This window comes from Pseudomonas morbosilactucae, assembly GCF_023241715.1.
GTDB lineage: Bacteria > Pseudomonadota > Gammaproteobacteria > Pseudomonadales > Pseudomonadaceae > Aquipseudomonas > Aquipseudomonas morbosilactucae.
The window spans coordinates 21,693-38,410 of sequence record NZ_JALQCW010000039.1; the positions used below are offsets into that span (position 1 = coordinate 21,693).

Here is a 16,718-nt window from a genome sequence, read left to right on the forward strand (position 1 = left end):
CTAATGGGCGCTGGCGATCAACGGCGATGGCGGTGCCTGCTCCTCGGCGATCAAGCGCTCCAGCACCCGTCGCGACTGCACGCCGCCGGCATCGATGTTGAGCTTGAGCAGGTTGCGTTCGGGGTGGGCCAAGAGGTTCTGCTGCTGGCGCTCGAGCATCTCCAGGTCTTCGCTGAAAATCTTGCCCTGGCCTTCGCGGATGGTTGCGGTCAGCGTTTCGTCCTGGGGGTTGAAGTTGCGCGCCATGCCCCAGAAGTACCAGATCGAGGTCTCGGTTTCCGGGGTGATGAAGTCCACCACGATGCTCGCCGCCTTGTGCTGCGGCTCGGCGTGGTAACCGCCTTTGCCGGCATGGGCCACACCGACTTCGATCAGCACGTGGCTGGGCGGGGTGAAGCGGCAGATCTGCCAGCGATCCACTGGCACGTCATCGGCCAAGTTGTTGCCGCGCAGGGCCATGCGCCAGAACGGCGGGGCCATGATGTTTTCCATGTGCCGGGCCGTGACCACCTCGTCGCCTTCGACCGTGGTCTTGGGCGCGGCCTCGTCGATTTCCTTCTGCCCGATGCTCGAGGCGTGCACATAGGTTTCGTGGGTCAGGTCCATCAGGTTGTCGATCATCAAGCGGTAGTCACAGGCGATGTGGAACAGCCCGCCGCCATAGGCCCACTCATCGCTGACCGCCCATTCCAGGTGGTGGATCAGCGCCGGGTCGGCCTGCTGCTGTTCGCCTGGCCAAACCCAGATAAAGCCGTAGCGCTCCACCACCGCGTAGGTCTTGTTGCAGGGAAAACCCCGCACCCGCTGGCCGGGCATTTCCACGGTCTTGCCGTCGCAGCCCATGACCAGGCCGTGATAGCCGCACACCAGGTTGCCGTTTTCCACATAGCCCAGGGACAGCGGTGCGCCGCGATGGGGGCAGAAGTCCTCGACCGCGGCGACCTTGCCTTCCAGCCCGCGGTAAAAAACCATTTTCTCGCCACAGATCTGCCGCCCCAAGGGCTTATCGGCAATTTCATCGGGGGTGCAGGCGACATACCAGGTGTTCTTTGGATACATGAGGACTCTCCAGGCGACTGTTGTTTTTATTTAATGGATCCATTAAATGTTTATGCGCTGGATCAAGTCAATATTAATGCGCACAAATCTGACAAATAACAGCCAATGGTTCCACTAGTACCGAGCCAATGGATCCACAGCAAGCGCCTTCCGACTCGCTAAAAGCCCCCTGCAACCCCCATTGCGCGCCCTGAAAAACCAGCGCTTGCCAGGCGCAGCACGTGCATCGAGCCGTACCTGGGCTTAAGCAGGCACACGTCAAGCCGCCACCTAGAGCGCCCCCATCGCCATCCCCCGGCAAAAAAAATCATTTACTCGGGAACCAAACCCAACTGATAATGATTATCAATCTTCTTAAATTAATAATTCTTAACCCCTGCATCCCCCCGATGCTTGGTACAAGAAACGCCCTCCCCCTGCCTCTCCCCACACTAGAAAGGAGTTCTTTATGCGTGTTCTGGTGGTCGAAGATGACAACTCGGTCAGCCATTGGCTAGGAAGCAAGCTGCATGCCTGCGGGCATAATTGCCGCCTGGTGGACAATGGCGAAGGTGCCCTGCAAATCCTCAAGGACGAAGCCTTCGATGTGGTCATCCTCGACCGCATCCTGCCGCGCATGGATGGCATCGAAGTGCTCAACCGCCTGAATGGCCAGGCCCATCCGCCGATCCTCATCCTGTCCGCCAACGACCAGTCCAGCGACCGGGTCGAGGGGTTGCGCGCCGGAGCCGACGACTACCTGGGCAAGCCTTTCGATTTCACCGAGCTGTTGCTGCGCCTGGAGTTACTGGCGCGCCGACACAACCAGACCGCCCAGGAGGAACGGATCCAGGTCGAGGACATGCAGATCGACCTGGCCCGCCGCGAAGTGACCCGCGCCGGGCGCCGCATCGACCTCACCGACAAGGAATTCAAGCTGCTCCAGGTACTGGCCGAGCACGTCGGCCAGACCGTGACCCGGGGCATGCTGCTGGAGAAAGTCTGGGGTTATCACTTCGACCCGCAGACCAACCTGATCGACGTTCACCTGTCCAAGCTGCGCAACAAGCTCGACAAGGGTTTCGAGCGCGCGATGATTCGGACCGTGCGGGCGATCGGTTATGTATTTGGCTGATCGCAACCTCAAACACCTGCTCAACACCAGCAACTTCCGCCAAGCCACCACCATTGCCTTTATCTGCCTGTTGGTGGCCCTGGCCTCGATCATCCTCAGCAACCAACTGCTGGCGGTGGTGATGCGCAGCCATGTACGGGACATGATCCTCACCGACGTGCGCACCCAGCAATTCCACGGCCGCCTGAATGACGCCGCAGCCGCTGCCAGGGCCCTGCGCGACGGCCAGCCCCTGGAGGTGCGCAAGGACCGTCACTCCATCGTCTTCGACGAGCGCGGCAATGCCCTGTTTGGCGATGCCCTGCTGCTGCCCCAGGTCGACTGCCCGGCACCGTGCAACACCAACTGGCGCCACGGCACCCTGCGCAGCGCCAAGGGTCGCGAATCGGAGATCCTTGGCCTGTTGATGCCGCTGCCCGGTGGCGGCCAGTACTTCAGCGCCTACGACCTGCGCCCCATGCTCGAACGGACGCGGATGATCCCGCTGATCGCCGGCGCCGGGCTGCTGGTGATCCTACTGTCCATTGTGCTGATCAGCCTGCCCTTCAGCCTGCGCAACCTGTACCGCATCAACAGCATCCGCGATGCCCTGGTGCGCTATTCCAGCGGCGACCACAGCGTGCGCGTGCCCTACGCCTTGCACGGCGACGAGTTCGACCAATTGGGCATCGAGATCAACCAGGGCCTGCAACGCATCAACAAGCTGATGGACGAGGTGAAGAACATCAGCACCCACATCGCCCACGAACTGCGCACCCCGCTGACCCGCCTGCAAAGCCGCCTGCTGAATGCGGTGGACATGGTCGACGGCGATGCCCGGGATGAATTGCTGCGGGCGGTGCAAGACAGTGAACGCATCCAGAACCTGTTCCGCGCAGTGATGCGCGTGGCCGAAGTCGAGACCGGGCGCCTGGCCTACCAGTTCGAGGCGATCCAGGCCCACACCCTGCTGGAAGACATCATCGAGTACTACCTGCCCCTGGCTGAGGAGCGGCACTGTGAACTGCGGATCAGCGCCCGCCAGGATTGCTGGCTCTACGGTGACAAGGCGCTGCTGTTCCAGGCCCTGGCCAACCTGATCGACAACGCCTTGAAGTACGCCCCCGCTGGCTTGCCGATCACCCTGCGGGCCTACAACCGCCAGGGCTTCAGCTACCTCGCCGTGGAAGACCGCGGCGCCGGGATTCCGGCCCAGCTCAGTGCCAAGGCCATCGAGCGTTTCCAGCGCCTGGACACCAGCGGCAACACCCCCGGCAACGGCCTGGGCCTGACCATGATCCAGGCCATTGCCGAGCTGCACGGCGGGCAGTTGATGCTGGAAGACAACCACCCCGGGCTCAGCGCGATCATCCAGCTCAAGGACCGCCCCAGAGCCTGAACGTGCGTCGTTCCTTAAGCATTCTTAATAATCCCGTTGTTGCTTGCCAATTGAGAATAAATCTTAATATCACCACCCGCCGGAAGGGCCTTTTCCTTCCGGTTTTTCATAGTGTTCCACCCTTCAGGAGCCCCCCCATGGCCAACCGTCTTAAAGCCTTCCTTGCCGACGAAAGCGGCGTGACCGCCATCGAATACGGCATTCTCGCTGCCGCCATGGCCGCTGCTATCGGCGTGATCTTCGGCTCTGAAGGGGTGTTCGTGACTGCCCTCAAGGAACGCTTCGCCACCATCGCCGACCAGATCACCAACACCAACAACCCCGGCAGCACCAAGTAAGCGCAGCACGGCGGAGATCAGTCATGCCTTCGACCCTCGCCATGCTCGTGCTGGTGCCTGCCCTGAGCTGGGTCATCTGCAGCGACCTGCTGTACCGGCGCATTCACAACACCCTGATCCTGACCCTGATCGCGCTGTGGCTGGCATTGCCGCTGATGGCGCTGCTGGGCCAGGGCCCTTGGGCGGCGTTGCAGCAGGGGCAGATTGTCCATGAAGTGTCCGGTTCCCTGACTGGCGCCGTGCTGGTGCTACTGGTGGGCTACGGCCTGTTCAGCCTGGGCCGGGTCGGTGCCGGCGACGTCAAGCTGATGGCCGTGATGTGCCTGTGGATCGACTGCGACGACCTGATGGCGTTCCTGATCGTCACCGCCCTGGCCGGCGGCATGCTGGCCCTGGCGCTGCCCGCCCTGACCCTGGTGGAAAACGCCTGCGCCCAGGGCTGGTTGAAACTCGGCCTGCGCTACCCGCGGCTGAACATTCCAGTGCCCACCGTGCTGACAGCGGAGCGCCCACAAGGCATTCCCTACGGCCTGGCCATCGCCAGCGGCGCCTTCTACACCCTGCTCTTCCCTATTCACTCCTGACCCAGGGCCGACCCCATGAAAACCCCTTCCATTCTTCTGCTCGCCGGTGCCCTGGTAGTGGCCGGCGGTGCCGCGCTGCTGGCCCGGGCCCTGCTGGCCACGCCGCCGGCCCCGGTGGTGGTGCAGGTCGCGCCGCCCGTCGAAGTCACCCCGCCCAAGCAGGCGATCCTGGTGACCTCGCGAGACCTCAAGCCTGGCGAATTCCTCGACTACAGCGCCGTGCAGTGGCTTGAGGTCGACACCCAGCATTCGCCGCTGCTGTACTTCCTGCGGGACCAGGACAGCGTGGACCTGGTGCTCGGTGCCACCGTGCGCCAGCCCATCGCCCAGGGCCAGCCCTTACTCAACAACCTGGTGGTGCACGCCGGCGAACCCGGTTTCGTCGCCGCGGTGCTCAAGCCCGGCATGCGCGCCATCGCCGTGCCGACCAACGCCGTGGCCAGCAACTCCGGCCTGGTGTCCGCCGGCGACCGGGTCGATGTGATCCTCAGCCTCAACCGCTCCCAGGAAGAAAACCGCGGCGGCGTGGCGTCCGGCAGCTTGCCGCCGGTGGCCTCCCAGACCTTGCTCCGTGATGTGCGGGTGCTGGCCTTGAACAACGTGGCCCGCAGTGACTTGCGCCTGCGCGAAAGCGCCGCTGACCAGGCGGCGAAAAAGAAGCAGCGCCGCGATAACGAGTTCTACGAAACCGTGACCCTCGAAGTGCCGCCGCAACAGGCTGAACGCCTGGCCGTCGCCCGCGAGATCGGCACCTTGCAACTGGTGTTGCGCGGCCTGGCCGAACCCAGCAGCGGTCACCCCCTGGATGGCAATCGCCAGGCCACCACCCTGCATGACGCCACCAGCATCTACAACTCCTTGGGCCGACCGGTACACACCTACCAAGGCAAGGATGTGCAAGTGGTCAAGGTCAAACAGTAACGCTTTCACCCCTATTCACCGCCAGCACAGAACTGGCCGCACTCGCCCACTCGGAACCCAACACAATGAAGTTCGCCTCGAAGACTCCGGCGTTGACGCTGGCGTGCGCCCTGAGCGCCAGTACGGCCTGGCCGCTGATCGCCCTTGCTGAAGAACCCGTCCAGGATTACCCCGAAGACCAAATCATTGGCCCGGTCCATGAAGACGTGGCCCCCACCCCGGAAGCGGAGTTCTACAGCCCGCCGGTCAAACGCCCGAAACTGCCGGCCAAGCTGACCCAGGTCAAAGAGACCGAAGACATCCAGCTGCTGGTCAAGCAAGGCCGCCTGTTGCAACTGCCCCGTGCCGCCGCCAAGGTGCTGGTGGCCGATCCTCGGGTCGCCAGCTTCCAGATGCCGTCCAGCAGCAGCGTGTTCCTGTTTGCCGAAGGCGCCGGCACCACCACCCTGTACGCCCTCGACGACAACGACGACGTGATCGTGGCGATCCGCCTGGTGGCCAACCATGACCTGGCGGCCCTGAGCCAACAGATCAACAACGAAATCCCCGGGGCCCACGTGGAGTTCGGCCCCTCCTCGGGCAACGGCCTGATCGTGCGTGGCCAGGTGCGAACCCCGCAACAGGCCAAGCAAGTGATCAGCAGCGTCCAGGCCTACCTGGGCTCCAGCGACGACAAGAACGGCGGCCAGGGAGGCGGCGGTGGCGGTGCGGGCGGCGGTGACGCGCCTCCGCCACGGGTGATCAACCAGCTCAAGGTCGAGCTCTCGGCCCAGGTCAACATCAGCGTGCGCATCGTCGAGGTGTCCCGCAGCCTGAGCAGCGAACTGGGCATGAACTGGGAAGCCACCCTGAAGAACAACAACTACTTCTTCAGCAATGCCAGCAGCCTGTTCACCGCCACCAACACCGGCATCACCCCGCTGCGCACCGCCACCAATGCGGTGGCCGGCGGCTCCCATACCCGGGGCTCGACCAGCGTCGCCGGCTTGCTCACCGCGCTGTCCGAAGACGGCCTGGCCACGGTCCTGGCCGAACCCAACCTGACCGCCATGTCCGGTGAGACCGCCGGTTTCGCCGCCGGCGGCGAGGTGCCGATCGTGATCATCACCAACAACAACGTGAGCATCGAATACAAGCAATACGGGGTCATCATGCGCATGACCCCCACCCTGCTCTCGCCCAACCGCATCAGCCTGCACGTGGCCCCGGAAGTCAGCGACCTCTCCGACGAGGGCGCCGTGACCCTGGAAGGCAACGTGATCCCGGCGTTCAAAGTGCGCCGCGCCGACACCACCGTGGAACTGGCCAGCGGCCAGAGTTTCGCCCTGGCCGGCATGCTGCGCAGCAACATCAACCAGAGCATCAGCGGGGTTCCCGGGCTCAAGGACATCCCCGGCCTGGGCCGCCTGTTCGAGACCGAGAAAAACGATCAGGCCGACACCGAGCTGGTGATCATCGCCACCGCCTACGTGGTCGAGCCCACCAGCCCTGGCGACTTGCAGGTCCCAGGCCGCGGCATTCGCGCCCTGGACACCCAACTGCCAAGCCAGGCATCCGCCGGCTACCTGTACTGAGTCACGGAGAGATGCCCATGCCTGCGATCAAACCCCTTCTGCCCCTGCTGGCCGCCACCCTGTTGCTCGGCGGCTGCGACCACCAGGTGCACAACCTCCGCGAAAGCCGTTTCGCCCCCTACGTCCAGGCCCAGGACGCGGTGGTCAAGCCCTCGGCGCTGATGGCCGCGTTGCACGCCAGCGACAGTGGCAGCCTGACCCCGGACTCCCTGGCCAACCTCAACACCTTGCTGCGCAGCCAGGGCCGCCTGCGTAACCAGACCCTGACCCTGCGCCCCTTCACCCCCGCCGGGGAAACCCTGGCCCGGCGCCTGGCCAGTGTGCTGCAGGAACTCGGCACCCCGGCCCACCAGGTGATCCTGGCGCCGGTGCAACTGAGCGCCGCCGGGGGCAACAACGAAGACCTGCAGGTGGTCTCCGAAGCCATGGTGGTCAGCGTGCCCGACTGCGCGGTCGCCGATGGCGGCAACTGGACGGTCAAGCCGTTCCAGGCCACCGGCACCCTGGGCTGCGCCAACCGCGCCAACATCGCGCGCATGGTCGCCGACCCACGCGACCTGACCCGGGCCCAGGCCCTGGACAGCGGCGACGGCACCGCCGCGGTCAACAGCGTGACCCGCTACTACGACGACGAGCCGCGCGAGCTGCTCGACATCGACTTCAGCAAAAACTGACCCCCGGGAGCCTCGCCATGAACGACCATTCGGTACCCCTGTCGAAGACCCCCGGCCAGCTGCCGGAACTGATGCTGTTCGCCTCCACCGCCGAGCAAGCCAAACTCTACGGCGAGCACCTGGCGCGCCTCGGCTACCTGGCCGAACGGGCCCTGCCCGGTGGCATTGCCGCGGCCATCCAGTGGACCCGCACGCACCCGGTGCCGGCGCTGTTGCTGGTGGATCTGGACGGCGAAGCCCTGCCCTTGCAGGCCATCAATGAGCTCAACCAGAGCTGTGATCCGGCGTGCCAGATCATCGCCCTGGGCAGCCGCCAGGACGTCAACCTGTACCGCACCCTGCTGCACCACGGCCTGTTCGACTACCTGATCAAGCCCGTGCCTCTGGATCAATTGGCCGACACCCTGACCCGTGCCGCCGGAAGCGAACAGGAAATGCCTGCCCGCACCGGGCGCACCATCGCCGTCACCGGCGCCGCTGGCGGCAGCGGCACCAGCACCGTGGTCAGCGGCCTGGCCCGGCTGCTCTCGGAACAGCGCCACACCCATTGCGCGGTGGTGGACTTCGACCGGGGCAACGGCGACCAGGCCTTGCTTCTGGGCTACGAAGGCGAAGCCGGCCTGGCCGCGGTGCTGGGCAGCGAGGAAATCGACACGCGCTTCCTGCAACGCTCCATGGGCCAGATCAACGAACGCCTGTTCCTGCTGGCCCAGGAAGCCCAACTGCACGCCCAGCCGGAACTGTCCATCGAGCAGTTGCTGAACCTGGGGGGCAACCTCTGCCACATGTTCAACCAGGTGCTCTGGGACTTGCCCGCCGGGCGCCCGCAAGGTGCCCTGGAAGTGCTGGCCAATGCCCAGACGCGGATCATCCTCACCGACCTCAACGTGCAGGACGCGCGCAACACCCTGCGCCTGCTGCGGGAGATCGGCGACGAGAGTTCCGGCCAGCAATTGCTGCTGGTGGCCAACCCGTCGCGTCAGCCCCAGGCCGGCATCGTCGAGCGTCGGCAATTCGAAGATTTCGTCGGCCGCCCCTTCGACCTGGTCCTGCCCCATGCGGGCAACGCCTTGAGCCAGAGCCTGCTGCGCGGGCCCTTGCGCCTGGACAGCACGCCGGGGTTCCAGGTCGCCCTGCTGGAGCTGGCCGACCTGGCCTGCGGGCGCCAGCCCGACAAGCGGGGCACCGCGCCCCTGAGCATCATCAACCGCTTGAAGCACGCCCTGGGGCGCAGCCGTTCAGCGGCCTGAGTCAAGGAAACCAGCATGCTCATCCGTCAACCGAAAAAGCCCCAGGCACGGCCCGCGCCAAGCCCGGCGGCACAAGCCCCAAGCCAGCAGGAAGTGCGCGCCACCAGCGTCCAGCGCAACCCGACGAGCAAGGCCATGGACCCCGCCGCCGCGCACAATCGGCGGCTGATCCGCAGCCAGCTGTACGATCAGATCGACCCGCTGAAAGCCGCCAGCCTGGGCCGCGACAAACTGCGGATACAGATCGAGTCGGTGATCCGCCGCATCTGCGACGACAGCCGCCTGCAGCTGTCGCGCCAGGAAGAAGAAAGCATCGCCGAGGAGATGCTCAACGAAATGGTCGGCATCGGGCCGATCCAGCCGCTGTTGGCCGACGACTCGGTGAACGACATCCTGGTCAATGGTGCCGGACAGGTGTTCGTCGAGCGCTTCGGCAAGCTGGAGCTGTCGCCGATCACCTTTATCGATGAAGAGCATGTGTTCAACACCGCCCAGCGCATTGCAGCGGCCGTGGGCCGGCGCATCGACGAAAGCCACCCGATGGTCGATGCGCGCCTGGCCGACGGCAGCCGGGTCAACGTCATCACCTACCCGCTGGCCATCGACGGCACCACCATCTCGATCCGTAAGTTCATGCGCCGCAACATGTCCCTGGAAATCCTCGCCGAGCGCGGGGCCATGTCCATGGAAATGGCCGAGGTGCTGCAACGGGCCATGCTGGCCAAGCTCAACATCATCGTGTCCGGCGGCACCGGCGCGGGCAAGACCACCCTGCTCAACGCCCTGTCGCAAAAGATCAGCGACGCCGACCGCATCATCACCATCGAAGACGCCGCCGAACTGCAACTGCAACAAGTCCACGTGGTACGCCTGGAAACCCGCCCCGTCAGCGCCGAAGGCACCGGCAAGGTCGACCAGCGCGACCTGGTGCGCAACGCCCTGCGGATGCGCCCGGACCGCATCATCCTCGGCGAGGTGCGGGGCGGTGAAAGCTTCGACATGCTCCAGGCCATGAACACCGGCCACGACGGCTCCCTGTGCACCGTGCACTCCAACACCCCGCGTGACGCCATCATGCGGATGGAGAACATGGTGATGATGGCCAGCATGCAACTGCCCCTGGAAGCCATCCGCCGACAGATCGCCAGTGCGGTGAACCTCATCGTGCAGATCGAGCGGATGCGTGACGGCGCCCGGCGCGTGGTCTCCATCACCGAGATCTGCGGCATGGAAAACGACGTGATCCAGACCCAGGAACTGTTCGGTTTCAAGACCAGCAGCGTCGACGCCAAGGGCCACCTGATCGGCCAGTTCGTCGCCAGCGGCCAGCGCCCGCAGTTCTACACCAGCCACGCTCACCTGTTCGAAGGGCAGCACTGATGGACGCCCTTCTCGATCTGTTCACCCTGCTGGTGTTTGCCCTGGTGCTGCTGGTGTTCTTCATCGCCCGCAGCCTCAACGGCCGGCGCCGACGCGAGCAGGACACGGCGCTGCGCATGAGCCAGCTCAAGACCCTGCTGGAAAACCGCGACACCACCAGCGCCAAGCCGAGCGGCGCGCTGGGCGACGCCCAGGACGTGCTGCGCCAACTGGAAAACCCGCCCCTGGGCACGCTGCCGCTGGTGGGCCCGGCCTTTGCCCGTCTGTGGCTCAACCTGCGGGTGCTGGGCTGGCACAAGACCCTGCGCATGCGCCTGACCCTGCTGGTCATGGCCAGCCTGATGATTGCCGTGCTGCTGGGCCGCGACACGCCGATGCCGTTGCTGTTCGGCAGCCTGTTCGGTCTGCTGGCGTTCTTCGGCATCGGCAACCTGCTGTACCGCAGTGCCCTGGCCAAGCACCTCAAGGAGCTCAAGCTGAGCCTGCCCCAGGCCATCGATGCCATCACCCGCACCGCACGTGCCGGGGTGCCCATCAGTAACGCCTTTACCCTGGTGGCGGAAAACATTCCCGGGCCCCTGGCCGTGGAGTTCGCCCTGATCGACAACTGGCTGCGCCTGGGGGTGCCGCTGCGCCAGGTGATGCAGGACTCGACCCTGCGCGTACCGCTCAACGAGTACCGCTTCTTCGCGGTGATCCTGATCATCAACCAGGAAGCCGGTGGGCGCCTCGGGGAAACCCTCGACCGCTTGTCCGCAACCCTGCGTGAGCGCCACGAGCTGCAACTGAAGATCCAGGCCAAGACCTCGGAAGCCCGCGCCTCGGCGAAAATCGTCGGTGCCCTGGTGCCGCTGTCCCTGGGCTACATGTACCTCAACTCGCCCAAGGACTTTCACTTCCTGCTCAACGATCCCACCGGCAACAGCGTGCTGTTCTACGCCTTTGGCAGCGTCACTCTGGGCCTGCTGATCACCCACCTGATGGTAAGGAGAGTGCTATGAGCCTGCTGGACGATCCCCTGGCCCAGGCCGCCCTCGGCCTGCTGTTGTGCGGCCTGGGCATAGCCCTGATCGGCCTGTACCAGCGCCAGCGCCCGGCGGGCCTGGCCCTGCGCCTGGGCGGCAAACCCGCCGCCGAAGCCCAGGCCAAGGGCGACGACAACATCCTCCGCGGCCAGGGCTTGCAACTCTCGCCGCGCCTGCAAGCGCTGCTGCTGCCCATCGCCCAACTGGGCAATGGCCTGGCCGGCACCGCCAGCGACCGTGCGCAGTTGCAGCGCCTGCTGTCCATGGCCGGCTTTCGCAGCCGCGAAGCCCTCGGCCTGCTGATGAGCGGCAAGTACGCCCTGGGCCTGTCGTTGCTGCTGGGGGTGCTGTTCGGGGTCCTGGAGCCGGGTTCGCGCATGAGCCTCAACGGCATTGCCGGCGGCCTGATCGCATTGTTTGTCGGCACCACCCTGCCGGAGCTCTGGCTCAAGGTGCGTGCCGCCAAGCGCGGCGGCCGCCTGGACCGTAGCCTGCCGGACGCCCTCGACCTGATGGTGATCTGCGCCGAGGCCGGCCTGCCACTGGGCCGGGTGCTGCAAGTGGTGGCCAAGGAAATGAGCCTGTCCGCCGTGGAGATGGCCGACGAGCTGCGCTACACCCAGGCCGAATTGCAGATCCTCAGCGACCGCCCCAAGGCCCTGCTCAACCTGGCCGAACGCACCGGGGTGCGCAGCATTGAAACCATGGTCGCGACCCTGATCCAGGCCGAGCGCTACGGTACGCCCCTGTCCCAGGCCCTGCGCACCATCGCGGATGAAAGCCGCAAGACCCTGATCCTCAATCTCGAAGAAAAGGCCGGCAAGCTGCCGGCCCAACTCAGCGTGCCGCTGATGACCCTGATCCTGCCGCCGATCATCGCGATGATGGGCGCCCCGGCCATGGTGCGGATTGTCCGCCTGCTGGGCAGTTGACCCCCTTTTTTTCCTTTTTCGGAGCCCGAATACCATGCCTCGTTACCTGCCCTCCCTGCTCTTGCTTGGCCTGCTCACCCTCGGCGGTTGCAGCAGCCTGCCGGCCCTCGGCCCAGCGGACAACGGCGTTGCCGCCCTCACCGGCAAAGAAGCCAAGGAAGCCCTGCGCCTGGCCCGGGTCCTGCGGGACAACGGGCGCCTCAGCGGGGCCTATGAAATCTACGAGCGCATGGACCAGCGTCAGCAACTCAAGGGCGTGTACCTGATTGAGTTCGCCAGCGTCGCGGCCCAGGTCCGCTCGCCCCGGGAAACCTTCGCCCTGTACAACCGCGCCCGCGAAGAACTGGGCGGCAACCTGCAAGCCATGGCCGCCCCCCAGCGCCTGGCCCTGTGCAGCGGCCTGGCCCGATCACGCCTGGCCATGGGCGGCGCGGAACTGGCCGCGCGGGACTTCCAGTGCGCCCTGGACGTCGAGCCGAACAACCCGCAGAACCTGAACGGCCTGGGGGTTGCCCTGAACATCCAGGGGCAGAACCAGGCCGCCCGCGAAGCCTTTGAAAAAGCCCTGGCCATCGACCCGGCCAATGCCGCCGCCACCAACAACCTGGCCTTGAGCTGGCTGGCCAGCGGCGACAGCGCCCGGGCCATCGGCCTGCTCAACCAGCCCCGGGAAGACCGCGAAGCCTCGCTGCAGTTGAACCTGGCCCTGGCCTACGTGCTCGACGGCCACGACGACACCGCGCGCCGGGTGCTCCTGCAAACCCTCGACCCGAGCTACGCCGAGCCGATCCTGCGGGACTTCCAGGCCACCCGTGAACGCATTGCCAACGGCGCGCCCCTGGCCAGTGAGCTGCTGGCCGCCAGCCAGCGCCCGCTGGCCCTGGCCGAGCACAACTGAGCCCCGCCCATGCCCGCAACTTCAAGCCTTTCACCCCTGCGTCGCCTGTGTCGCGACCAGCAGGCCGTCACCGCCACCGAAACCGCGTTCATCCTGCCGGTGCTGCTGTTCGCGGTGATGATCCTTTTCGAGCTGGCGCGCATCGCCATGATGATCGGTATCGGCAGCCTGGCCCTGGAACACGCGGTGCAGGATTTTCGCCGTGAAAAAAGCTTCTACCAGAAGAGTCCCGACCTCCTGCAGGCCGACATCGAGACCCGCATGCTGGAGTACAGCTACGGCTTTCTGACCGAGGACAACCTGGAGATCGATGTCCTGCCGTTCGACAACCTGCACCTGTTCGGCCAGGACCGTAAAGAGGCCACGCCCGCGGAGAAGGAGCAGCAAGCCCAGAGTTTCAAGTCGCCGCCGATCCTCAGCGTGACCGTGGACCTGACCCAGACCTTTATCACCCCGTTGCCAGCCCTGTTCGGCCTGGGCAACGGCTTCCAGTACCAATACCGCCACCTGCTCGGCAACCTGCCCAGCGAAGACCCCAGCGAGGACGACGCCTGATGCGCAACCTGCCCCGCCGCCAACGCGGCAACGCCCTGCTGGAAACGGCGCTGGTCATGCCCCTGCTGGTGGGCACCGCCCTGGTCAGCGCCGACCTGTACAACGTCAGTCAGGCCCGGGCTACATGGAGCAGTCGGCCCACAACGTCGCCTCGGTGCTGGCCGCCCAGCCGACCCTGGACGCCGACGGCCTCGACGCCCTGGTGCGCCAGGCCGCTTCGCCCAAGGTCCTGGGGGACTACGAGATGGTCATCAGCAAGGTCTCCCTGGACCGCAGCATGACCTGGAAGCCCCTGCAACGGGGCAGCGTCACCGGCATCTGTCCCAGCTACAGCCAGGGCCGGCAGTACGTCGGCGGCCTGCCCGAGGAAGAGACCCAGGACGCCGACAAAGACGAAGACGGCGTCAGCCAGCGTTCGGTGATCGTCGTGCAACTGTGCCGCAACAGCAGCGCGCTGCTGCTGGGCAGCGCCTTGCTGATGGATAAAGAGATGGAGGCCCTGGCCTTCAGCCGCATGCTCTATGACGAGCCCGAACTGGATAAACAGCTGTCCCGGGAAGCCGGCATTGAGGCCGAAGAAAAGGACGACGCCGGTTAAGGCCTTTATTAAGGCTTCTTAACTGGTGCGCGGGCGGCATCTGACTTTTACTGCGGACCCTCGCCGCCGTTGCCGCCAGAGCCTGTCATGCCCGCCAAACCCGTGGTTGCCCCTGTCCCCGCCGAACCCCTGCCCGCCGCCCCCAGTCGCGGCCTGAAACGCCTGGCCTATGTCGTGCTGGCCTACGCCAGCCTGGGCTGCGGCATCCTCGGGCTGTTCGTCCCGGGGCTGCCCACCACCGAATTCATCCTGCTCAGCGCCTGGGCCGCCAGTCGCGGTTCACCGCGCCTGAATCGCTGGCTGCTGCAACACCGGGTGTTCGGCACATTGCTGCGCAACTGGCGCGACGGCGGGGTCATCGAGCGCAAGAACAAACTCTACGCCAGCCTCAGCATGCTGCTGTGCCTCGGCCTGCTGCTGTGGCACGCACCGCCTTTGTGGCTGTTGCTCCTGGCCGGCAGCGGCATGGCGGTGGGTGCGGGCTGGATCTGGTCGCGCCCGGAGCGCCGGGCCGGCTGCTGAGGCGTATTAAGCATTCTTAATGAACCGGCGATTGCCTGATATTGGGAATTATTCTTATCTTTGCCGCCACCTGCCGAGCAGCGGATGCCCCTCCCGCTCGGCCTGATCCCCCGGCAACGATGAGCCCCGTCATGACATTCCCGCTTTCCCGGTTACCCGTCCAACTGCTGCGCCAGCTGCACGCCTGCGCCGGCCAGCAACGGGTGCCGCTGCTGCTGTTGCTGGTCAACGCGGGCCTGGCCTACGAGGGCCTGTACATCCCCTACGACACGCTGCTGCCGAGCAAACAGCCATGACGCGCCGCTACCAGCGTCTGGTGGCCGGCCTGCGCCGCCAGGCCGCGCGCCTGGCGGTCGAAGAGCACGGCGGCGTGGCACCGTTCATGGTCCTGGCCATTGGCGGCGCCCTGCTCGCCACCGCCTACGCCATCGACCTGGCGCGCATGACCAACAATGCTGCGCAAATCAAGCGTGCCACCGACGCCGCCGCCATCGCCATCGGCAACCAATTGCTGATGGACAGCCGCAGCACCCCCGAGCAACTGAGCAAAATGGCCTGGGGTTATGTGCAGAACAACCTGGGCATGGACAGCGACCTGTTTGAACAGATCACCTACGACTCGATGAAAGTCACCCGCGGTGGTGGCGGTGACAGCCCGGTGACTCTGCGCGTGGACATCAACCTCCAGGCCCAAGCCGCGCTGATCGGCGGCGGTGCCGTGCAACAGCAGGTGCATTCGACCTCTGAAGTGCTGTCACGGCCCACCGAAGTGGCGCTGATCCTGCCCACCACCCTCTCCGAAACCGAACCCGACCTCGCCGCCCTGCGCCGCCTGGGCAAGTCCCTGGCGGACAACCTGCTGGGGGAAGACGGCGAGCAGGACGAGAGCAACAAAGTCTGGCTGTCACTGATCCCCTACAGCCAGGCGGTGAATGTCTACGACGCCAAGGACCCGCAGCGGATCAACCGCTGGGCCGCCCCCGGGGCGTTGAACCCGGTGGAACTGCGCAGCCTGTTCCGTACCGGCTACGCCAGCCTGGCCGACCGGCGCATACCCGATCGCCGGGCCAACCTGCTGTGCATGTACCGCGGCCTGGGCCTGGGTCAGAACTACTACTGGGACCAACCGCCCGAAGGCCAATTCAAGGTCTACTACCGCCACGACCTGCCAGAGAACGGCAGCCCCGGTGCGCCGGCCATTTCCTGGCGCGGGCCCAATCCGGACTTCGGCCAGGCCGACGGCGTGGTGGACACCCGCTGGATGGTCGCCGACAAAGGTTGCCCGAATGCCGCCCTGCTGCCCCTGACCCAGGACCGGGAGAAAATCGACCAGCGCCTGGATCAACTCTCCACCCGCTTCAACACCAACTACGCGATCGCCATGGGCTGGGCCGCCATGTCCCTGTCACCGAACATGCGCGGCCTCAATGGCTGGGGCGACAGCGAGCGGCCCCTGGATTTCAACCAGGACGGCAACGCCGACAACGTCAAGATCATTGTCATGCTGGCCAACACCACCGGTAACTGGTTCGACACCGACGCGTACAACAGCGAAGTCGGCCAGGCCATCGACGGCCAGAGCAACACCACCTCGGCCAACGATGTGGCCGGTCGGCGCTTCCAGCGGCTGTGCGACAGCTTTCGCGCGCGCAACCTGAAGTTCTATTTCATCGGCGTGCGCCCCGGCGACCCCAAGGATTTCGGCCGCCAGCTGTTCGACAAGGTCGCCAGCCCCGGCCTGCGCATCTGCACCAACGGTGAACAGAACATGGTCTTCGCCGACGCCGAGAACTTCGCCGACGGCGAACGCGAGATCAACGGTTTGCTCCAGGACATCGCCGACAAGATCAAACACGAGCGCTACGCCCGCCTGATCGAGTGATTGCCCCGCTTCTTCCATTCGCCTGCCCGCCCCC

At 65.5% G+C, this 16,718-nt stretch carries 18 protein-coding genes; 17 read left to right on the plus strand and 1 reads right to left on the minus strand.

All coding sequences use genetic code 11. From position 1 onward, the window contains the following. Positions 1–1,059: an aromatic ring-hydroxylating oxygenase subunit alpha gene (locus M1B34_RS16870; protein ID WP_268265696.1), complete on the minus strand. Its 1,059-nt coding sequence runs from the start codon at positions 1,057–1,059 to the stop codon at positions 1–3. A 448-nt stretch (positions 1,060–1,507) separates the two neighbouring features. On the opposite strand from M1B34_RS16870, the gene M1B34_RS16875 reads away from it, so the two are divergent. From M1B34_RS16875 to M1B34_RS16955, 17 genes are all read left to right on the plus strand, one after another. Further along, positions 1,508–2,173 carry a response regulator transcription factor gene (locus M1B34_RS16875; protein ID WP_123333578.1) on the plus strand — a complete coding sequence of 222 codons (666 nt, stop codon included), beginning with the start codon at positions 1,508–1,510 and terminating at the stop codon, positions 2,171–2,173. Then, positions 2,160–3,551 (plus strand): sensor histidine kinase, encoded by a 1,392-nt coding sequence (locus tag M1B34_RS16880; protein ID WP_123333580.1) that lies wholly within the window; start codon positions 2,160–2,162, stop codon positions 3,549–3,551. Before M1B34_RS16875 ends, M1B34_RS16880 begins: the two co-directional genes overlap by 14 nt. Positions 3,552–3,688: 137 nt before the next feature. After that, entirely contained in the window at positions 3,689–3,889 is a 201-nt protein-coding gene (locus tag M1B34_RS16885; protein ID WP_123333582.1) for a Flp family type IVb pilin, read from the plus strand. 23 nt (positions 3,890–3,912) lie between these two features. Beyond that, positions 3,913–4,473, plus strand: coding sequence for an A24 family peptidase (locus M1B34_RS16890; RefSeq protein ID WP_268260897.1), 561 nt, complete (start codon positions 3,913–3,915; stop codon positions 4,471–4,473). Positions 4,474–4,488: 15 nt separating this feature from the next. Further along, entirely contained in the window at positions 4,489–5,394 is a 906-nt protein-coding gene (gene cpaB / locus M1B34_RS16895) for a Flp pilus assembly protein CpaB (protein ID WP_268265697.1), read from the plus strand. Positions 5,395–5,459: 65 nt separating this feature from the next. Then, the gene (locus M1B34_RS16900) at positions 5,460–6,968 is read left to right on the plus strand and encodes a type II and III secretion system protein family protein (protein ID WP_268260898.1); all 1,509 of its coding nucleotides are present in this window, start codon (positions 5,460–5,462) and stop codon (positions 6,966–6,968) included. Positions 6,969–6,985: 17 nt separating this feature from the next. Next, positions 6,986–7,642 carry a CpaD family pilus assembly lipoprotein gene (locus M1B34_RS16905; protein ID WP_268260899.1) on the plus strand — a complete coding sequence of 219 codons (657 nt, stop codon included), beginning with the start codon at positions 6,986–6,988 and terminating at the stop codon, positions 7,640–7,642. 17 nt (positions 7,643–7,659) lie between these two features. Next, positions 7,660–8,892 carry a CpaE/TadZ family protein gene (locus M1B34_RS16910; RefSeq protein ID WP_268260900.1) on the plus strand — a complete coding sequence of 411 codons (1,233 nt, stop codon included), beginning with the start codon at positions 7,660–7,662 and terminating at the stop codon, positions 8,890–8,892. A 15-nt stretch (positions 8,893–8,907) separates the two neighbouring features. After that, complete coding sequence (locus M1B34_RS16915) at positions 8,908–10,272, plus strand: TadA family conjugal transfer-associated ATPase (RefSeq protein WP_123333594.1); 1,365 nt, start codon at positions 8,908–8,910, stop codon at positions 10,270–10,272. After that, entirely contained in the window at positions 10,272–11,273 is a 1,002-nt protein-coding gene (locus M1B34_RS16920; protein ID WP_221178425.1) for a type II secretion system F family protein, read from the plus strand. The genes M1B34_RS16915 and M1B34_RS16920 overlap by 1 nt, the downstream gene beginning before the upstream one ends. Beyond that, positions 11,270–12,229 carry a type II secretion system F family protein gene (locus tag M1B34_RS16925; RefSeq protein WP_123333596.1) on the plus strand — a complete coding sequence of 320 codons (960 nt, stop codon included), beginning with the start codon at positions 11,270–11,272 and terminating at the stop codon, positions 12,227–12,229. The genes M1B34_RS16920 and M1B34_RS16925 overlap by 4 nt, the downstream gene beginning before the upstream one ends. Positions 12,230–12,263: 34 nt before the next feature. Beyond that, positions 12,264–13,127 carry a tetratricopeptide repeat protein gene (locus M1B34_RS16930; protein WP_123333598.1) on the plus strand — a complete coding sequence of 288 codons (864 nt, stop codon included), beginning with the start codon at positions 12,264–12,266 and terminating at the stop codon, positions 13,125–13,127. Between the two features lie 9 nt (positions 13,128–13,136). Next, positions 13,137–13,682, plus strand: coding sequence for a TadE/TadG family type IV pilus assembly protein (locus tag M1B34_RS16935; protein WP_123333600.1), 546 nt, complete (start codon positions 13,137–13,139; stop codon positions 13,680–13,682). A 124-nt stretch (positions 13,683–13,806) separates the two neighbouring features. Beyond that, positions 13,807–14,280, plus strand: coding sequence for a hypothetical protein (locus M1B34_RS16940; RefSeq protein WP_268260905.1), 474 nt, complete (start codon positions 13,807–13,809; stop codon positions 14,278–14,280). Between the two features lie 87 nt (positions 14,281–14,367). After that, positions 14,368–14,802 carry a YbaN family protein gene (locus M1B34_RS16945; RefSeq protein ID WP_123333603.1) on the plus strand — a complete coding sequence of 145 codons (435 nt, stop codon included), beginning with the start codon at positions 14,368–14,370 and terminating at the stop codon, positions 14,800–14,802. A 131-nt stretch (positions 14,803–14,933) separates the two neighbouring features. Then, positions 14,934–15,098 (plus strand): hypothetical protein, encoded by a 165-nt coding sequence (locus tag M1B34_RS16950; RefSeq protein ID WP_185039256.1) that lies wholly within the window; start codon positions 14,934–14,936, stop codon positions 15,096–15,098. Beyond that, entirely contained in the window at positions 15,095–16,684 is a 1,590-nt protein-coding gene (locus M1B34_RS16955; RefSeq protein WP_123333605.1) for a Tad domain-containing protein, read from the plus strand. The genes M1B34_RS16950 and M1B34_RS16955 overlap by 4 nt, the downstream gene beginning before the upstream one ends. Positions 16,685–16,718 lie beyond the last annotated feature (34 nt).

What these genes read in the sequence shown, in the direction of transcription:
- M1B34_RS16905 (WP_268260899.1), top strand. Translation starts at nt 6,986, where the DNA reads ATGCCTGCGATCAAACCCCTTCTGCCCCTGCTGGCCGCCACCCTGTTG.
- M1B34_RS16930 (WP_123333598.1), top strand. Translation starts at nt 12,264, where the DNA reads ATGCCTCGTTACCTGCCCTCCCTGCTCTTGCTTGGCCTGCTCACCCTC.
- M1B34_RS16955 (WP_123333605.1), top strand. Translation starts at nt 15,095, where the DNA reads ATGACGCGCCGCTACCAGCGTCTGGTGGCCGGCCTGCGCCGCCAGGCC.
- M1B34_RS16915 (WP_123333594.1), top strand. Translation starts at nt 8,908, where the DNA reads ATGCTCATCCGTCAACCGAAAAAGCCCCAGGCACGGCCCGCGCCAAGC.
- cpaB (WP_268265697.1), top strand. Translation starts at nt 4,489, where the DNA reads ATGAAAACCCCTTCCATTCTTCTGCTCGCCGGTGCCCTGGTAGTGGCC.
- M1B34_RS16890 (WP_268260897.1), top strand. Translation starts at nt 3,913, where the DNA reads ATGCCTTCGACCCTCGCCATGCTCGTGCTGGTGCCTGCCCTGAGCTGG.
- M1B34_RS16950 (WP_185039256.1), top strand. Translation starts at nt 14,934, where the DNA reads ATGACATTCCCGCTTTCCCGGTTACCCGTCCAACTGCTGCGCCAGCTG.
- M1B34_RS16935 (WP_123333600.1), top strand. Translation starts at nt 13,137, where the DNA reads ATGCCCGCAACTTCAAGCCTTTCACCCCTGCGTCGCCTGTGTCGCGAC.
- M1B34_RS16910 (WP_268260900.1), top strand. Translation starts at nt 7,660, where the DNA reads ATGAACGACCATTCGGTACCCCTGTCGAAGACCCCCGGCCAGCTGCCG.
- M1B34_RS16945 (WP_123333603.1), top strand. Translation starts at nt 14,368, where the DNA reads ATGCCCGCCAAACCCGTGGTTGCCCCTGTCCCCGCCGAACCCCTGCCC.
- M1B34_RS16900 (WP_268260898.1), top strand. Translation starts at nt 5,460, where the DNA reads ATGAAGTTCGCCTCGAAGACTCCGGCGTTGACGCTGGCGTGCGCCCTG.
- M1B34_RS16925 (WP_123333596.1), top strand. Translation starts at nt 11,270, where the DNA reads ATGAGCCTGCTGGACGATCCCCTGGCCCAGGCCGCCCTCGGCCTGCTG.
- M1B34_RS16870 (WP_268265696.1), bottom strand. Translation starts at nt 1,059, where the DNA reads ATGTATCCAAAGAACACCTGGTATGTCGCCTGCACCCCCGATGAAATT.
- M1B34_RS16875 (WP_123333578.1), top strand. Translation starts at nt 1,508, where the DNA reads ATGCGTGTTCTGGTGGTCGAAGATGACAACTCGGTCAGCCATTGGCTA.
- M1B34_RS16885 (WP_123333582.1), top strand. Translation starts at nt 3,689, where the DNA reads ATGGCCAACCGTCTTAAAGCCTTCCTTGCCGACGAAAGCGGCGTGACC.
- M1B34_RS16940 (WP_268260905.1), top strand. Translation starts at nt 13,807, where the DNA reads ATGGAGCAGTCGGCCCACAACGTCGCCTCGGTGCTGGCCGCCCAGCCG.
- M1B34_RS16920 (WP_221178425.1), top strand. Translation starts at nt 10,272, where the DNA reads ATGGACGCCCTTCTCGATCTGTTCACCCTGCTGGTGTTTGCCCTGGTG.
- M1B34_RS16880 (WP_123333580.1), top strand. Translation starts at nt 2,160, where the DNA reads ATGTATTTGGCTGATCGCAACCTCAAACACCTGCTCAACACCAGCAAC.